The sequence below is a fragment of the Luteitalea sp. genome (assembly GCF_022842525.1).
Classification (GTDB): Bacteria; Acidobacteriota; Vicinamibacteria; order Vicinamibacterales; family Vicinamibacteraceae; genus Luteitalea.
Window position 1 is genome coordinate 29,068 of record NZ_JALHPM010000035.1, and the last position, 16,047, is coordinate 45,114.

The window sequence follows — 16,047 nt, forward strand, 5'->3', positions numbered from 1 at the left end:
CGCCACCACGTTCACCTCCTCGTCGATCAGCCCACCGGAAACAGCGGCCCAAACAGAGTCCGCCAGGCACGAAGGGCATCACCCAACTTGCCGTCTCGCTCCAAGCGGATGGCTTCGGCTGCCTGTCGTTCTGCCGCACGAAGCTCGTTTCGCGCTTGCTGGACCTTCTGTGCATCCATGCTGTCGCTGACCGGCGGACCGAGCCCAGCCGGGTCGGCCCACGTCTCATGAATCCGGTCGGCGAGGCTGGCGAAGAACGCCTGCATCTCGCGGCGGTAGTCGCCACCCCACGGCGGCAACAGAATCTCCAGGGCCATGACTTCAATCAAGAAAGACGGCTTGATCGGCTTGTCTCGCTGGGCGTTCCACTTCTTCATCATGCGGACGAGGCCCTTCCATTCGCCGCTGTACGCCTCCTGCGCTTCCACGGCCTTGTCGAAGTGGATCGTCGGATTCGTCTCGGTCCACCCCGACGAGGTGGCCGTGTCCGGGATCTCGTAGTGATCCTCTTTTGCAAAGGCCGGCACTACGTCAAAGCTCATGACTTTGTAGTCGGTGCGGTCGTCCACTGGCGTGACGCCGAACTCTACGGTGCAGGACCGACGTTGCTTCGAGACCTTGTCGCTTCCGTATTTTTTCGCGAGCGCGCTCTCCACCGCGCTCAACAGCGTCGCCGGCGGCTTATCGCGATAGTGGCGCTCCTTCGCTCCCAGAACGCAGAAGATGTCCACATCCTTGAGGGGCTTCGTCTTCGTCCACCGCCGGTACGAGCCCGTCAGGAAATCGTGGTCGATGTCGAACGCGTCATCCATCACCTCGCGGATCTCCTTCTGTCGCCGCGAGGCATCGTCCTGCTCCTTCTGGTTCAGCTCAAGGCGGCTCCGGAACTTTCGGAACGCGTCCTGCGTGGAGATCATGAGGTCTTCCTCCAGTAGCCGGTTCCAGCGCTCAGCCCGCTGCCATTCACCGATGTGCCGATGCCCTGCTTGACGAAGCCTGATGTCGAGCGCAACGTCGTGCGCGACCATCCCTGCACGTCGGGCCGCCCCGGCTTGGTCGTCGCGACAATTCGGTATTCGCAGCTGCCCGGCCAGACTCCCTGCTTCTTGATGTGGTACTTGATTGCGTCAGGATCAACCCAGAAGGCGCCGTCACCTTCAAAGCCGTAGAAGATCGCGAAGTCCCATCGACCGATGAGTGTGTCCTTGACGGGGTCGTAGACCTCAAGATGCAGTTCCTCGAGATCCTGCGACCGCAACCACGCGCTGACGCCTCGCTCGAGGGCCGTCCACTGATTCGTGAGCTTGTCCGGACTCAGTCCGCTCAGGAGCACAATGCCTTTGATCGACGTCAGGAGCTTGTCGGTGACGTACGTCACCGCGTGCGTGCACGTGTTGACCGATACGTGTGTGCTCATGATCGAAGGAACGCCTCTCTGTCGATGACCGCCGCTGGGGCAGCACTTGCGTCCGCCGAAGTCGCTTCGTCGCCTACCGCCGTGCCAGCTTCACGCGCCGTGACGTGCGTCGAGCGCTTCTTGAGTGATTGCTCGACCCACGCAAGATCCTCTGCCGAGCAGGGCAGCGACATGTGCCACTCGCCTTCTGTTGGCGTGAACGTCAGCGCGGCTTCGCTGGCCTTTTCACCTACGATGGCGTCCTCGTCGTACAGGCAGTAGACGCGCAGCCTAGGGCCTGAGCCGAAGACTACGCAGGGGTCAGCCTTCAGTGACTCGTCTGCGATGAGACAACTGGCCACGCCTCCGATGTCCAGCAGTTCCTGCCTGGCGGCGCTTCCGGGCTTCGTGACGAGTTCAACGATGACGTTCCACGCGGCGGAAGCGGACCGCGCAGGCGTTGCAAGGACGCGCCTGGACACAACAGTCATACGCGGCTCCGTCTCGTCGCAGTCACGCCTTCTCGTGCTTGAGCAGCTGCCCGAAGAAGGTCATCGAGTGTGAGGCGGTTCGGATCCAAGGCCGTCTGCTTGTTGAACGCACACGCCGCTGCAACCATCTTGCGAATCCCACGGCCGTCGAGCTCCGAGCAAGCCTCAACGAGGCGCTCGAAGCCCGAATGGGACGAGAGCCTCCCGACCTCTGGAAACCGTGACCCGACAGCCTCAAGCGTCGAACGCAAGATCATGCGCCGCGCAGCTGCGCCGGGCAGTGGAACCTCCAGGACGAGGTCTGCCCGTGAGAGCAAGGCTCGGTCGATGGCTTCCGGAAAATTGCTGGTCGCGACGAACAGCACGTTCGGGCACCGGTCGGCAAGCAGGTCGAGCTGCGCCAGCACCGCATCAGTGGCTCGGTGAACGTCGACCGGATTGGCTTCGAGACTGAGCCGAGACCGATCGACGGCCAGCGTCTCCACCTCATCGAGCAGCACGATGAGCGGGTGCGCCGCCGCGTACTCCGTGATTGTCGATCCCAGCAGCTCGGTCACAGCCTTCTGGCTCCGACCGAGCGCTGCACTCGTGAGAGAGTGCGGATCGACCTCCAAGTAGAGAAACCGTCCGATGCCGGAGACAACGCCCGCGGTAGCGCTTGCCAAGCCACGCGCCAACGACGTCTTCCCGGTGCCTGGAGGGCCGAAAAGAACGATGATGCCGTGCAGCGGCAGGTGTGCGCGCGAGACCTGGGTGCGAATCGTGAAGTTCAACACCGCTTGGGCAAGGAGACGGTCCTTGAGGTCGTCCCCAAACACCAGCGATTCCCACAGCCCGGCGAATTCCTGGTCCGGCAGATTCCGGCTGTCGAGAATGCCGGCCGCGGAGACGCCACCCGAACCGACGCCCTTGATGACCGCTCGTCCCCCCGGGTCCGAAAAGGCCGCCGGTTGCCTCCAGTCCGCGATCCGCGCTCCAGCAGGAGGCAGGTCGCTATGCTTTCCACGCTCTCTCATCTCTCGACCTCCGCCGTCTTCTGCCGTGTTCGCTGCTGAATCGGGGTCCAGAGCGCCCCTGGCTGTGCGATATTTTGCGCAGCGTCGTGTTTGGCACACTGCATCTGGTGCTCGTCAGGCTTGCGCAGAAACGAGCAGCAACGGCATTATGGCACAACTTGACCAATGACGTTAGAAATCCTAACATTGAGCCGACGGCAAATGCCGTTCGTCAGGGAGGAGCGTAGATGCCCGTAAGCCGCCAGGAACTTGCTCGGCGACTTCGTGTGGCGCGCGAGGCACGTGGCCTCACGCAGGAGGACGTCGCGGAGCACTTGGAAGTGTCCCGCCCGACGGTGGCACAAATGGAACTCGGCAACAGAGCCGTCACGAGCTTGGAACTGGATCGGCTTGCGCGCTTTTACGGGCGAGATCTGCGCGAGTTCCTCGTGGACGATTTTCAGGAACAGGATGCCCTGGCCGCACTGTTTCGGGCCGATGCCGGTGTCGCTGAGCAGTCGCATGTCGTCGACGCCCTACGGAATTGCGTTGCCTTGGGCCGGGAGGTCACGAACTTGGAGCGCCTCTTGGGAGTCGACCACGAGGATGGGGCCGCTGCGGTCTATCCGCTGCCTGCCCCTCGCAGTCGCTGGCAGGCCGTCCAGCAAGGTGAGCGCGTTGCGGCACAGGAGCGTCAGCGACTCGGAATCGGTAGCGCCCCTGTGGGGAAGGTCTCGGAGCTTCTCGAATCACAGAACATTCGGGCAGCGTGGATCGAGCTACCGAAGGACGTGTCCGGTCTCACGATGTCCGATCGCGAGATCGGCGTTTTCATCGTCGTGAACGCCAGTCACCCAGCCGTCAGACGACGCTTCTCCTTCGCGCACGAGTACGCGCACGCGCTGCTCGATCGGGAACGCCTGGGGACGGTCAGTCGGACCACTGAGCGTGACGACCTCTTGGAGGTTCGAGCGAATGCATTTGCGGCGGCATTTCTGCTGCCTACCGAGGGCGTCCGTCAGTTCATGGCGCAGATTGGCAAGGGCGGCCCGAGTCGCCAGCGAGCGGACGTCTTCGACGAAGGCGGCGTGATCGAAGCATCGACCCGCGCCGTGGCCAAGAGTCAGGACACGCAGATGTACGACGTCGCTGAGCTGGCTGAACACTTCGGCGTGAGTCGCCTCGCGGCGCTGTACCGCTTGCGAAACCTTCGTCTCGTGTCCGATGCCGAATTCGCGCATCTCAAGCAGATCGAGGACTCCGGATACGGAAAGACCGTCGCACGGCTGCTTCTGCTACCGGAGGTCAGCGAGGAGGAGGCACGCGACGAGTACAGGCACCGGTTCCTGAGCCTGGTGCTCGAAGCATTCAGGCGGAATGAGATTAGTCGCTCGAAGCTGAACGAACTCGGGAACATGATCGGTCTTGCCGAGCCCGACATGGTCGAATTGCTGGAGAGCATCGGGTGGGAGTCGGCCGATGAACCAGTAGACGTACTCGCACCACCGGAGTGATTCGTGTGGCGGATTCGACAGCGTCGCGAGTCATCGTCGGTGATGCGAATGTTCTAATCAACTTTCTGCACGCCGGTCGACTTGGGCTGCTGACGTTGCTTCCTGGCTACGAATGGGTCGTCCCTGAGGATGTGGTATCAGAGATCACGGACCCCGTACAGCGTCAACAACTCGACGTCGCAATCGCACACCAGCAGTTCCGTGTCGAGACGATCTCGGAGCCGGGTGACCTCGTTCAGTACGCGGAACTCAGGCGAACGCTTGGTCGTGGGGAATCCGCTTGCATTGTCCTTGCCGCGCGCTTCGGGTGGCTCGTGGCTTCGGACGAAAAGGGGAAATTCCTGCGCGAGGTGACAGCACGCTTGGGGCACAGCCGTGTGGTGAACACGGCTGGGCTCTTCGTGGCCGCGATTCGCGCTGGCCTGATCACCGTGGAGGACGCCGATGTGGCGAAGGCCCTCCTCGATCAGCGTCGGTTCCGGCTCCCTTTTGCGTCGTTTCGGGATGTTCTCTGAGCTGATCGAGCCAATTGCTATGGCTACGCCAGCTCCCGATCAGGCCGCAGATGGACATGCCCGCACGACACCATGCGCTCGCCAACTGGCCATCGATCGTGAGCGGCACGACCTACCCTGAAAGCGTCCTCTCGAAGTACGAGGTCCAGAGCACGTTCATGGCATCCCTGGCCGCATAGACAGTCGTGAATAGCCTCCGGCAATGGGCGAACGGTTGGCTCAGCGAGATCTCGTACGTCGGATCTCGGGCGAAGGGCACGGCGGTCGCCGGCGGCACGGACCTGGACATCTTCATTTCACTCAAGCCGGACACGCCCTACACGCTGGAACAGACGTATGAGCGTCTGCTTTTGTGGTCAACGAATCAGTACTGGTTGCCACGCCGGCAGAATGTCTCCATCGGCATCAACTACCTGGGCACGAAGATTGACCTCGTTCCGGGGCGTCTGCAGGACGGATTCATCTACTACCACTCGCTGTGGCGGCGAAAGGCGCACGCGTGGACCCAGACGGCACCCGGAATCCACATCCCGACCGTCAGGGACAGTGGCCGTACGCGCGAGATCCGGGCCATCAAGGCCTGGCGGCAGAACTACGCGCTCGACTTCCCGTCCTTCTACCTGGAACTGTCGGTCCTTGACGCGCTCCGTGGTTGCGGATGGGACCTCGAGCGGAACGTTCAGCGCGCGCTTGGGCCCATCGCGGACCACCTCGAGACGGCGTCGGTCGCGGATCCTGCCAACACCGCGAATGTAGTGTCAGACGAACTGACAGCCGCGGAGAAGAGAACGATCGCCCGGCAGGCCCGGCGTTCATTCGACGAGAAGAGCTGGCGCCTCACCCTCTGGTAGACACGATGGCGAAGAAGAAGGCAGCAGCGAAGAAAAAGCAGACGAACCGGCTCCGCGATCTCTACGGTGCGCTCGAAGATCAGGTGCGGACGCAGCTGGAGGTGCGCCGCCTCGCACACACGAATGCCGAGGCCCGCGGCGACGCTGCTGAGGAAGTCTGGCTCAACCTCCTGGCTTCGCATCTCCCGAGCCGATATCGAGTCGGAAAGGGAATCGTCGTCGACTCGAACGGCCGCGAGAGCGACTACATCGACATCATCATCTACGACCGGCACTTCACGCCTCCGGTGTTCAGCGATCTCTACGTCCCCGCTGAGAGCGTATACGCAGTGATCGAAGCAAAGCAGGATCTGAGTCGCGCGAACATCCTGTACGCTGGCAAGAAGGCGCAGTCGGTGCGACGGCTGCACCGCACGAACGCGCCCGTGAAACACGCGGGCGGGAAGATCGACAATCCACAGAAGCCGTTCCGAATCCCTGCCGGGATTGTGACCTACACGAGCTCTTGGAAGACGAGTCCCTTCGGATCACCGTTCGAAAAGGCGCTTGCTGCGCTGACGGCGAGCCAGCAGCTCGACTTCGGTGTCGCGGCGGACCACGGCTACTTTGAAGTTGCGTACGCCGCCGACGGGCCGGCGGTCGAGGAATTCCTTAAGAGTCGCGTGCTCGCCGCGTTCCTGATGCGTCTGCTCGGTAGGCTGCAGAAGCTTGGATCTGTTCCGGCGATCGACTACGACGTCTACTCGAAGATCCTGTCGGCGTAGCCGTTCGACTTCCAGGTACACCACGCGGCCGTCTCCTGTCTCTACGACTCGAAGAGGCTGAGACTGCTGGAGGAGATTGGCGAGATTGCGTTTCCGGTCGCGCAGCTCAAGAACGTCAATCTGCCAGGCGTGAACCAGACGTTCGACGGCTTCGACCGTACGCCGTACCTAGCGGCCTTCCAGGCCGGCAAGACCAGCCTCATGATGGTCAACGTCCACCTGTTCTTTGGGTCGGAGAGCGCCCGGGACATGAACCGGCGCGCGCTCGAGACTTTCGCGGTGGCGAAGTGGGCGCGGGCGCGGCAGAAGAGCAAGTTCTCGTTCGCACGCAATGTGTTCGCGATGGGCGACTTCAACATTCCGAAGAAGAAGGCCGGCGACCCGGTCTTCGACGCCCTGACGAAACTGGGGCTGGAACTCCCTGCCCACTCATCGGAGATCGGCTCGAACCTGTCCTCGGATAAGCACTACGACCAGATCGCCTACTTCCCTGGCGAGAGCAAGAACCTGATCTCCAGCGCCGTGGGCATCTTCGACTTCGACGGCGCGATCTTCCCGACGCTCTGGAAGGACGGCAACAACGTCAAGAACTTTAGGGCCTACCTGCGCTACTACATATCCGACCACCGGCCGATGTGGATTCAGCTCCGGCCCGCCTAGCTGGGCTTCGTGGCCACTCAGCGTCGATGCTCGGCGTCGTCATCAGCCTCTGCGTCTCCATCAGCCGCGGCAACTGCCGACGGAAGCCGCCAAGTCAGGAACCGGTCGACGGCATCTGGGCCTTTGGCCAGCGCACGCGCTTCTTGAATACGTAGCTCGACGTCCGCCCGCTCGACCTGCCCAAGGGACGCCGCACGGCGAGAGACCTCCAGAAAGAACGCCTCGAGCGCGAACGCGTCGGTCCAGGCGCCGAGGATCGTGCGAAGCTCGTCCCTGGCCGCTTGGCGTGCCCGCTGGCGCGCCTCGACACGTTCGCGAGCCCGGCGCCGTCGTTCTTCAATCGTAGCCTGGGCCTGGTACTCGCGTTCGCGCTGCTCGGCATCTTCTACCGACTTCACGAGCACGGGCGCCACCTCTTCTAGTGCGTCGGCCACCACCTTGGTCATGCTGCCGAGGTCGCCCTTGCCGCTCTCGGTCCATTCGTGTTGCCACGGCGCATCACGCCGCGGTGAGTACGCCCTCAGGACGAACCGTCCTGAGGGCATGTCGCGCGTCTCGTCTGCTTCCCCGGGCAGCTGAGGCGCATAGCGGTGTGTCGGCGGCAAATCACTGATTCGGACGTAGCGATCTGCGCCCTTGCGGCGGACACGCACGTGCTCCGTTAGCTCGAACAACGTCAGACCGATCTTCGCACCACGCAGATAGACAATCGTCGGCCGGTTGGGCTGCCAGTCCCCGGAGCGGCGGTCGTACTCGTTTCTGATCGGTCGCTGCGCCACGTCGACCGGTGGGCGATGGTCGCGATAGTCGGCCGAGAGCTGAACGCGATGGCCGCGCATCTCGAGTTCGACGAGAAGCACATCGAGCGCGTCTCCGGCGTTCCGGATCATCGCCTTCGTCACGAAGGCGTCGAGCACGGTCTTCTTGCGCGGCACCATGTAGCCGTTCGCGGCCGGAACCGCGTCCTCCAGGAAGCCACGCCACGCCGTCACTAGTGGATGATGGGCGGGACGCTTCGCTGGTCCGGCCGCTCCCTTGGATCTTGGAGGCTGCGCAGGCAGCTCCAGCGGTGGAAGCCGCTCCAGGACGGCCACGCCCTTTTCCCAGGAGAGGGGATCGCCCGGGCCGGCCGGCGGCAGCGACGGGACCGGGATCTCTTCGCCGGCGGCCCGTCGGGCCCAGTAGCCGCGGGGCGGGTGCGGCACGTTGAGTCCCTCGCAGACACGGGCAAGGTAGCTCGACGACACGCCGTAGCGCAGCGCGAGCTTCGTTGCGGGCGTGGTCCAGATCTGCCGGTAGAGCTCCTCACGTGTGATTCGCATCGTGCCGAAGTATCGCCGTTTGCGCTCCGCTGCGGTGACTGGCTATCGTGTTCAGCCCATGTCTCAACGCTGGCGGAAGATCACGCGCCCGGCAGATGAGCTGCCGCTCGTCGTGTTGTGGACTGAGATGCTCGCGGCGACGGGCATCCCCGACTCGCGTGCCTGGCAACTTGTGCAGGAGGGCCGCTTCCCGATCCGAAAGCTCCCGTATCACGGCTACTCGCCGCGCGGCCGGTCTCGCTCCCTGGGTCGGCGTCAGATCGACGCCCGCGGTTTCACCTTCGCCAAGGTGGAGGTCCTCAAGTTCCTCGCGTTGGACGAGCATGACCGCCACCGACAGACGCTGCTCGATTGGGAGCTGCCGCGCTGCTGCCAATGCCCATTTCACTGCCCGCCGCACGGCCAGGCGCAACAACAGCACCCCTACGCTGCCCGCTTCGGAAGGCGATGGTGGCATCAGTGACAGCTCGGACCGTGACGTCCATCGACGAGATTCCGGCGGTGTGCCTTGAAGACGACCTCGTTGCCATCTTTCGGCTATCAGCGAGCACGATGCGCTGGTGGCGGAAGTACCCCGAGCACATCCCGTTCCCGCCTCTTCCGATGCTCGACCGCCAGATCCGCGTCAGCGGTTGCGTTGTTGCGTGGTTCCTGGCGCAGGAATCGGGCGAGTACCACCGGGCGTTCCTGGCTCCCCTCGAAGCATTGGCAAGAGAACAGCGTGGGCGCACTCGCCCGCCCTGGTGGATGTTCGCCTCTCCGCATGCTGCGCACTGCCGCGTGACGCCTCTTGACGCCGAGACGCCCGTGCTCGGTGTGCCCGAAGTGGCCGCGATCCTGCGGACAACGCCGTCGGCCCTGCAACGCGCAGCAAGGACGCCCGAGTTCCCGATGCCACCGGCACATGCGCGGCCCCTCCGCTGGACGGAAGGCCAGGTGGAGCGTCTGTTGTGGGCACCGCAGGATCACGAGGAGCATCGCCGGACCATGCGCCGCAAGAAGCCGAATCCGAAGCCTCGATTCCGCTAGCCGGGAGCTGTCTACGACGTCCAGTGCTCCTCCTGCGGCCACTTTAGGAGTCCGCAGGTGGTTTGGCGCGCGCCTCGCGCATTCTCTCGCGATGCTGTGGCCGCGACCCAGCCTACGGAAGCGCGGCGCGCCTGTGGACCCTGCGCGCAACGGACTCCGGCACGCGCAGTACCCGATAAGTGCGCTTGCCGGGTCGGTACTTCGAGAACACGACAACCCCCGGCTCGTGGCGAAACAGGCGACGTACGAAGTCGTCGCTCACTTGCCAGAGTGTCGCGAGCTCCTCCACCGAGTAGTGACGCTCGAAGATCTGCTCCTGGCCCTCCACGGTGGCTCCTCAGTTCAGTTCCGCCTGCGAATCGGCAGGGCTCTCCGCGCGACTCGCGCGCGGGTCTCGAAGCGCTTCAGCGTCATAGGCCTGCAGGATCTCGTTGCGCAGTGGCTGCTGCGCCGCCAGGTCCTGCACCGCCCTAAGCAGCGCAAAGTTGCGCCGCTCGCCATGCACGACGAACGGCCGGGCCGGGAACGACACCGTGTTGCCGGTGCCATCGCGCCGTGCCCACACCGCGAAGCCCACCAGCTTGAGCCCCGCCAGCACGCCATCGCCGAAGTGCACTTCCGCATCCGCCAGCTTGCCCGCTGGCGCTCCGACTCCGACCCGTCGAATTCGAACCTGAATGCCCATCGCGCTCCTCCGTGGATGTCTTCGAGTTCTGGCTGCTCGGCCTACGCGTGGCCGCGCGGGCGGTCGGCCGGCGGCAGACCGATGCGGTGCCACAGCCAGTGCTGCAGCGTGTTCAGCCCCACGAGTAGCGGGTCGGCCGGCGTGAATAGGTACCGCCCCTCCCGGTAGCGGGCGCGCTGCCACACGAACTGCGTGGTCTCGACCAGCACAAGCCGGCCGGACCGCTGGCGCCGCGCCAGCTCGAGCCGCACGGGATCGGCGGCCAGGCCGGCAACGTCGGTGAGCGAGGCCGCGTGCAGCGTGAGGGTGGACGGCGCGTCGTAGGCGGCCGGCGCCGTCGTGATGAACGCGTGGTAGACGCGCGTCTGGCGGCCGATCGTGACGGTGATGGTCGGGGTGAGCAACGGCAGGGTCATGCGATCTCCTTCGAAGGTGGTCGAGCGAAAATGGGCGTCACAGCCTGCTGGCCATCGCGTAGATGCTGAGACGAGGCGGCCCGGAGGGCCCGTCAAGTCCGGCAGCCCCGTGAGGGGTCGAGCGCAGCGAGAGACTTGACGAGCCCGAGGACCGCCCGACCATCCACGGCGCGATGGACGGCGCGGGGTCAGAAGCGCGAGAGCCCCGCGCCTCGTGTGGGGAGCAGACCGGCCTCGCGGAAGCTGTAGTAGCGTCCGTCACTGCCGACGATCACGTGGTCCAGCAGGGGGATGTCGATCACGTCGGCCGCATGCGCGAGCCGGTCCGTGAGCCGGGCATCGTCCGCGCTGGGGGTGGGATCCCCGCTGGGATGGTTGTGGGCCACCAGCAGCGCCGTCGTCCCCGGCGTGAGACACGCCGGCACGAACACGTCGGGTAGCGACACGCTGGTGCCCGACCGCGTGCCGCGCGAGAGCACGTGCCACGCGAGCAAGCGGTGCCGGGTGGAGAGACACGCGACGCCGAAGATCTCGACGGCTTCGTGCTCGAGGAGCGGCGCCAGCGCGGCCGCGGCAATGCGCGGCTCGCTGAGCGCCAGGGTGGAGAGACGCACGGGCTGCCCGTGCTCGTTGCGCAACGTGCGGTAGGCGCCGACGAACTCGCGGACGCGGTGTCCGCGGGGCGCCGGAGGGGTCTGACTGGACATGGTTGGGCTCCGACGAAGGGCCGCCGGCGCGGTGCCCCCCTCGCCCAGTCGTGCGGGCACGGCGGGATAGGCGACAGCGCGACGAATGGCGGCGAGGGGTGGACAGGGAATGCCGCCCGGACGGGCGGCGAGCGGTGAGGGTGCGGTAGCTGACATCGGGCGCATCGCGGAGTCCTCCGTGAACGCGCCGGCTCTGTGAGCGACGACGGCCGCGAGCGACGGGGTCGCCCGCAGGGGTGCGAGGCGGCGTGATGCCGCGCTCGCACCGCTGGTGGTGGTTGGGGCGTCCGGGCTCAACCCGAGACGCGACTCGCCGTGGTCAGTCGACCGTGGCGAGCAGCCGACTTGCGGCTTGGTCGAGCGCGAACCGCTGGTCCTGCCACGGCAGGCGCTGGCTGAGACGGGTCAGCCCCTGCACATAGCCCCAGACGGACCGCGGATTCGGCTCGGTCGTGGCCGCGACGTCGTAGGCCTCGCCCGCGACCTTCTGCGACAGGTCGAGTCGCTGGGTCACGGTGTCGAGGACGGCCTGACGCGAGGACCCGAGTTCCTGCGAGGTGGCGCGCAGCAACCGTGTCCGATCCGCGTCCAGGCCCGCGTCGAGGTGGCCGGCGATCTCCGTGAGGGAGTCGTGCCACGCCTCGTGAATCGACGCGCCCACGTGGCGGCGGCGAAAGCCGACCACGTGCTGCAGGCCCCAGATGATGTGGTTCCCGCACACGGCGCGGAACAGGAACATCTCCAGGCTGAGGGCTGCGGCACCCACGTCGCTGTTCCGCAGGATGAACCCGCGAAACAGACCGCCGTTCGACGGGTCGGTGGGGTCGTCGATCGCGCGATTCCCGTCCACAAGGAACAGGAACAGGTCGCGATCGCCGAGGTAGGCGCCTGACGGCACCTTCTCGGCGCCCCAGACGCCGTCCTTGTAGCCGAGTGGCAGGTGCCAAGCGGGATGGGCCTCCATGAGGTCCACCACCCGACCAGCCAGCTCGTCGTGGTGCACGCGCGTGTACCGCTGTGAGGTCACGGCGTGGATGGTCCACGGGTCGTCGACTTCCGCGAAGAGCTGCACGCCCTCGCGGCGCCGACGGCTCAGCCCCACATTCAGCGCCAGGGCGGCGATGGACGCAGGCAAGGTGCGCAGGTAGCGCGGCGGCGCGCCAGCGATGCCGGCGAGCTGCTCGAAGCTCCAGTGGGTCAGCGCCGCTTCCCGGCCGAACGGCTCGCGTAACACGAGGCTGTCGTCGGTGGGCGCGACGGTATGCACCTGGCTGAGGTCGAGGCGGCGTTCGTGCGTGCGGTCGCGGCGGGCACGCGCGGCCTCGAAGAGCGCGTGGACGCTGGTGAAGCGTTCGTCGGGCGGGCGTGAGGCCCACTCGCGATGCGCGGTGTACGCGCTGACGGTAGAGACACTGGTACTGTGCATGGGAAGCTCCGTGGCTGTGCCCTGAGGGCGGTGGCGGGAGGAACTCCACGCCGCTGAGCGCGCGTGGAGGGCGTGGCCGGGATGGCCACTAGGGAGACCGGAGGTGGGCCGAGGGCCTACGTCATGACTCGTGGACTGCCGGGCTTGGAGCCTCCGGCATCAGGCACTCCCGCCGCAGCGTGAGCGGCCCGTCTTTGATCACGGCGAGCACGGTGACCAGCCGCAGCCGGGGCGCCTTGAGGTCGACCGTCCACGCGAGCGTCCGCTCTCGGAGGAAGACCTGGGCGTCGGGCACGGCCTGCCGCATCTGCTGCAGCACGGCCCACTGCCCTGCTGTCGCCGTGGGCAGTTCGCGGGTGACTACGCGCAGCGTGTCCGGCGCCACAGTCACCTCGGCGAAGGCGACGTGCGACCGCAGATGCGCCTGCAGCCGCTCGACGCCGTCCGGCACGTACGGCGGCAGGTGGTCGAGCGCGCGGAAACGATCGGCCGCCATCGCGGCCGTTCCCTCTTCGAGCGGCAGTACGCCTGCGGCCAGGCGCTCGCGCTGGTCCGGAGAGCCGTGCTCCGCAATCCACGCGTGCACGAGGCGCTGCTTCTCGCTGTGGGTGACGTGGAACGCCTGCTGCGCTTCGGCGGTGCGGGCACGGCGCGCCTGGAGGTCGGCCAGGAAGCGACGCTGCGCTTCACGCGGCACGTCGCGCGCGGCGCCGCGGTCGCGGCTCGCGTCGAACGTCAGCCGACCGCGTTCGGTGGGCACCACGCAGCGCCGTGACGTGGGCGATGGATGCGGCAGGGCCCGGCGTTCGGGGTCTGCCAGAAAGGCCACGGCCACGGAGTCGCGCCACGTGCGGCTTGTCTCGTCCCGCGTGGCCCGCATCGCGGTGCCCTGGGCGCGGTAGGCCGCTTCCATCTGATGGTTGCGCGCGGCGTCCTGCAGCAAACGCTCGGACGACGGGGGCGTGTCGTATTCGGGGGACTCGTCAATGCGCACGATGCGCTGGTCCGGACGCACCTGGAACTGCGGTCGTAGGCGCAACCGCGCCGTGCCGTCGCCGTCCACCTGCACCAGGTGCAGCCGGGTCGTGGGCACGGACAGGGTCAGCGTCTGCCCCTGCTTGCCGTTGCCGCCGGCCAGCAGGGACGCCTTGCGCCCCGCCTCTGACAGTCGGAACGAGGCAACCACGGCGATGGTCGAGGCGTCCGGCTGGCTGGCCAAGGCGGTTACCGGAGCGGGGCGGTCGGCCACAACGAGCAGGGTGCGGTCCATTTAGTCCTCGGTCGCGAATGCGGTCGAATCGAGTCGTGAGCGACGGGGCCGGGCCGCGCGTGAGGCGCGACCCGGCCGAACGTCAGGGGCCGTTGGCGGTGGCGTGACACCACGACCAACAACCCCATCGAGGCGGTCAGGCCTGAGGCTCGACAGCGGCAAACGCGTCGAGAATCAGGTCCCGCACGGCCTCCTGGCCGCTGAGGTCGTCCTTGGACGGACGCAACAGCGCATAGCTTCGGCGTTCCCCGTTGACCGAGTACTGCCGAGCCGGGAACGTGACGTTGCGGCCTGCGCCGTTCCGACGTTCCCAAATGGCGAATCCCATCAGCTTGAGCCCGTTGAACGGACCGGCGCCGGATTCGAAGACCACCTCCGCATCGGCGAGCTTCCCTACGGGCGAGCCCTTGTCGTTCGGGGTGATCCGGACAGACACCATCTCTGTGCGCTTCATGGACATGACCTGCTCCTAGGCACCGCGTGTCTGAGACGCGCGGCGCGGGTGAAGGTCCGCCGGCCCTAAGGGTCCGGGGACGAGGCGGCACCACAGTCATGACGACTGAGGCGCGGTGACAGGCGGAGCTGTCGACGTACTACAGAGAACGCCTACGCGTTGACGTTTCTTGCACCGCTGACGATGGGCCCTGAGGATCTAGCCGAGCCATAGTGCTCGACGTGCAAAGGCGCCCGCGATGAGACGTCTGTAGACGCTGAAGCCGGAAAGGGCAGCTAAAGCGAACCTTTCGGCTAGAATCCGAAGCGCCGGCCGCGCTGGCCAACCACTGAGACCGGAATGTCCAACCAGTTCTTTGAGCGGCCCATCGTCAATTCTCCGTACGAATACCCCCGACAGCACTGGGAATTGGACGAAACCGGGCAGCCGACAGGGCTCCTGCTCGATCGCCGGCGCCGGGCCGACTTCGTCACGCCCATCCCGAAGGCGAAGAAGCGCCGCGGAAGCCGCCAGCAGGAACTGGTCCTTGACGAGGGCAAGGGCCTCACGACGAAGAAGCAGGCGTACGACCTCACGTCGATCATCAACGAGGTCCGCAGCCAGGTCGATTCGTGGCGGAGCTTGTCGACCAGCCAATGGCAGGTGACCCCCGAAACCGCCCGCCTGCTCGACCATTGGCGGAACTACAAGTTCGGCGGGGTTCGCCCGTTCTTTTGCCAGATCGAGGCGGTGGAAACGGCCATCTGGCTCACCGAAGTCGCGCCCCACCTGGTCGGCGGCAAGCGGCTGCTCGACTACCTCAAGGTCGTCAACAACGAGGCCAACCCCAGCTTGGAGCGCCTCGCTCTGAAGTTGGCCACTGGCGCTGGCAAGACGACGGTCATGGCGATGCTCATCGCCTGGCAGACGCTGAACGCCGTGCGCCGGCCCGGCAGCAAGACGTTCACGCGGGGGTTCCTGCTCGTGGCGCCTGGCCTGACGATCCGCGACCGCCTTCGCGTCCTGCAGCCGAACGATCCAGACAACTACTACGGCACGCGTGAACTGGTCCCGCACGACATGCTGGAGGACATGAAGAAGGCGCGGATCGTCATCACGAACTACCACGCCTTCAAGCGGCGCGAGCGTCTCGAGCTGTCGGCGGGTGGGCGCGCGCTCCTTCAAGGTGCCACCGGTCCCGAACTGCAGACACTCGAGACCGAAGGCCAGATGCTGCAGCGCGTGATGCCCGAGCTGATGGGGATGAAGCACATCCTCGCCCTGAACGACGAAGCGCACCATTGCTACCGCGAGAAGCCTCCGGACCCGGACGACGAGTCGCTGAAGGGCGACGACCGGAAGGAAGCCGAGAAGAACAACGAAGCGGCGCGCCTCTGGGTGTCCGGGCTGGAGGCCGTGAACCGAACGCTCGGCTTCGCCCGCGTGGTCGACCTGTCGGCGACGCCGTTCTTCCTCAGTGGATCGGGCTACGCCGAGGGCACGCTGTTCCCGTGGACGATGAGCGACTTCTCGCTCATGGACGCGATCGAGTGCGGCATCGTCAAGCTGCCCC

21 protein-coding genes are annotated in these 16,047 nt (G+C 65.8%); 9 read left to right on the plus strand and 12 right to left on the minus strand.

Going from position 1 to position 16,047, the window contains the following annotated elements; translation table 11 throughout:
* Window positions 1-26: 26 nt before the first annotated feature.
* Genes Q0C41_RS09620 through Q0C41_RS09635 form a run of 4 tightly spaced genes read right to left on the minus strand, consistent with a single transcriptional unit; the run spans window position 27 to window position 2,903 of the window.
* Window positions 27-917 (minus strand): CBASS oligonucleotide cyclase, encoded by an 891-nt coding sequence (locus Q0C41_RS09620; protein ID WP_291983227.1) that lies wholly within the window; start codon window positions 915-917, stop codon window positions 27-29.
* Complete coding sequence (locus Q0C41_RS09625; RefSeq protein WP_291983229.1) at window positions 914-1,417, minus strand: hypothetical protein; 504 nt, start codon at window positions 1,415-1,417, stop codon at window positions 914-916. Before Q0C41_RS09625 ends, Q0C41_RS09620 begins: the two co-directional genes overlap by 4 nt.
* Window positions 1,414-1,887 (minus strand): hypothetical protein, encoded by a 474-nt coding sequence (locus tag Q0C41_RS09630; protein WP_291983230.1) that lies wholly within the window; start codon window positions 1,885-1,887, stop codon window positions 1,414-1,416. The genes Q0C41_RS09625 and Q0C41_RS09630 overlap by 4 nt, the downstream gene beginning before the upstream one ends.
* Window positions 1,884-2,903: an AAA family ATPase gene (locus Q0C41_RS09635; RefSeq protein ID WP_291983232.1), complete on the minus strand. Its 1,020-nt coding sequence runs from the start codon at window positions 2,901-2,903 to the stop codon at window positions 1,884-1,886. The genes Q0C41_RS09630 and Q0C41_RS09635 overlap by 4 nt, the downstream gene beginning before the upstream one ends.
* A 227-nt stretch (window positions 2,904-3,130) precedes the next feature.
* On the opposite strand from Q0C41_RS09635, the gene Q0C41_RS09640 reads away from it, so the two are divergent.
* The 6 genes from Q0C41_RS09640 to Q0C41_RS09665 all read left to right on the plus strand — a co-directional run bounded on the left by Q0C41_RS09640 (window position 3,131) and on the right by Q0C41_RS09665 (window position 7,186).
* Window positions 3,131-4,396, plus strand: coding sequence for an XRE family transcriptional regulator (locus Q0C41_RS09640; RefSeq protein WP_291983234.1), 1,266 nt, complete (start codon window positions 3,131-3,133; stop codon window positions 4,394-4,396).
* Between the two features lie 5 nt (window positions 4,397-4,401).
* Window positions 4,402-4,911, plus strand: coding sequence for a hypothetical protein (locus Q0C41_RS09645; protein WP_291983236.1), 510 nt, complete (start codon window positions 4,402-4,404; stop codon window positions 4,909-4,911).
* Between the two features lie 56 nt (window positions 4,912-4,967).
* Entirely contained in the window at window positions 4,968-5,090 is a 123-nt protein-coding gene (locus Q0C41_RS09650; protein WP_291983238.1) for a hypothetical protein, read from the plus strand.
* Window positions 5,091-5,096: 6 nt separating this feature from the next.
* Window positions 5,097-5,762: a hypothetical protein gene (locus Q0C41_RS09655; protein ID WP_291983239.1), complete on the plus strand. Its 666-nt coding sequence runs from the start codon at window positions 5,097-5,099 to the stop codon at window positions 5,760-5,762.
* Between the two features lie 5 nt (window positions 5,763-5,767).
* Entirely contained in the window at window positions 5,768-6,526 is a 759-nt protein-coding gene (locus tag Q0C41_RS09660; protein ID WP_291983240.1) for a DUF6602 domain-containing protein, read from the plus strand.
* A gap of 129 nt (window positions 6,527-6,655) precedes the next feature.
* On the plus strand, window positions 6,656-7,186 hold the full coding sequence (locus Q0C41_RS09665; protein WP_291983241.1) for a hypothetical protein: 531 nt from the start codon (window positions 6,656-6,658) through the stop codon (window positions 7,184-7,186).
* Window positions 7,187-7,203: 17 nt separating this feature from the next.
* Here Q0C41_RS09665 and Q0C41_RS09670 read toward each other — a convergent pair whose 3' ends face one another.
* Complete coding sequence (locus tag Q0C41_RS09670; protein ID WP_291983242.1) at window positions 7,204-8,178, minus strand: hypothetical protein; 975 nt, start codon at window positions 8,176-8,178, stop codon at window positions 7,204-7,206.
* Between the two features lie 319 nt (window positions 8,179-8,497).
* Between Q0C41_RS09670 and Q0C41_RS09675 the strand changes: the two genes are divergently transcribed.
* Entirely contained in the window at window positions 8,498-8,971 is a 474-nt protein-coding gene (locus Q0C41_RS09675) for a hypothetical protein (protein ID WP_291983243.1), read from the plus strand.
* A gap of 11 nt (window positions 8,972-8,982) precedes the next feature.
* Window positions 8,983-9,537: a hypothetical protein gene (locus tag Q0C41_RS09680; RefSeq protein WP_291983245.1), complete on the plus strand. Its 555-nt coding sequence runs from the start codon at window positions 8,983-8,985 to the stop codon at window positions 9,535-9,537.
* A 112-nt stretch (window positions 9,538-9,649) separates the two neighbouring features.
* Here Q0C41_RS09680 and Q0C41_RS09685 read toward each other — a convergent pair whose 3' ends face one another.
* From Q0C41_RS09685 to Q0C41_RS09715, 7 genes are all read right to left on the minus strand, one after another.
* The gene (locus Q0C41_RS09685; protein ID WP_291983246.1) at window positions 9,650-9,865 is read right to left on the minus strand and encodes a hypothetical protein; all 216 of its coding nucleotides are present in this window, start codon (window positions 9,863-9,865) and stop codon (window positions 9,650-9,652) included.
* A 9-nt stretch (window positions 9,866-9,874) separates the two neighbouring features.
* On the minus strand, window positions 9,875-10,222 hold the full coding sequence (locus Q0C41_RS09690) for a hypothetical protein (protein WP_291983248.1): 348 nt from the start codon (window positions 10,220-10,222) through the stop codon (window positions 9,875-9,877).
* Window positions 10,223-10,263: 41 nt separating this feature from the next.
* Window positions 10,264-10,638 carry a hypothetical protein gene (locus tag Q0C41_RS09695; protein WP_291983250.1) on the minus strand — a complete coding sequence of 125 codons (375 nt, stop codon included), beginning with the start codon at window positions 10,636-10,638 and terminating at the stop codon, window positions 10,264-10,266.
* A 188-nt stretch (window positions 10,639-10,826) separates the two neighbouring features.
* On the minus strand, window positions 10,827-11,345 hold the full coding sequence (locus Q0C41_RS09700) for a JAB domain-containing protein (protein WP_291983252.1): 519 nt from the start codon (window positions 11,343-11,345) through the stop codon (window positions 10,827-10,829).
* A gap of 319 nt (window positions 11,346-11,664) precedes the next feature.
* A complete protein-coding gene (locus Q0C41_RS09705; protein WP_291983254.1) occupies window positions 11,665-12,771 on the minus strand; it encodes a hypothetical protein in 1,107 nt (368 codons plus the stop codon).
* A gap of 121 nt (window positions 12,772-12,892) precedes the next feature.
* A complete protein-coding gene (locus Q0C41_RS09710; RefSeq protein ID WP_291983255.1) occupies window positions 12,893-14,041 on the minus strand; it encodes a hypothetical protein in 1,149 nt (382 codons plus the stop codon).
* A 136-nt stretch (window positions 14,042-14,177) separates the two neighbouring features.
* Entirely contained in the window at window positions 14,178-14,501 is a 324-nt protein-coding gene (locus Q0C41_RS09715; protein ID WP_291983257.1) for a hypothetical protein, read from the minus strand.
* Window positions 14,502-14,834: 333 nt separating this feature from the next.
* Here Q0C41_RS09715 and Q0C41_RS09720 point away from each other — a divergent pair.
* A partial coding sequence (locus Q0C41_RS09720) for a DEAD/DEAH box helicase family protein (RefSeq protein WP_291983259.1) occupies window positions 14,835-16,047 on the plus strand: 1,213 nt, incomplete at its 3' end.